Origin of the sequence: Streptomyces sp. P17, from assembly GCF_032436805.1 — a bacterium.
Classification (GTDB): Bacteria; Actinomycetota; Actinomycetes; order Streptomycetales; family Streptomycetaceae; genus Streptomyces.
In genome coordinates, this window is the sequence record NZ_JAVRBF010001285.1 from 1 (window position 1) to 247 (window position 247).

The following is a 247-nucleotide window of genomic DNA, read 5'->3' on the forward strand; positions in this document are numbered from 1 at the left end:
TGGCCGACGCGCTGGCGCATTCGGTGAACACCATCACCGCGAACCTGGCGCAGGAGGTCGGCGTCGACAACGTGATCGCGGCGGCGCAGCGCGTGGGCATCGACAGCAAGCTGGACCAGAACGCGTCGATCGCGCTGGGCACGAGCGAAGTAACGCCGATGGAGATGACGCGGGCCTATGCCGTGTTCGCGAACGGCGGCTACAAAGTCTATCCCTACCTTGTGACGGAAGTGGACGACGCGGGCGG

The 247-nt window shown here is 66.0% G+C and carries 1 protein-coding gene; it reads left to right on the forward strand.

The window, feature by feature from the left end; all coding sequences use genetic code 11:
* Positions 1-247: penicillin-binding transpeptidase domain-containing protein (locus RMT89_RS44695; RefSeq protein ID WP_315889478.1), on the forward strand; the 247-nt coding region annotated here is incomplete at both ends.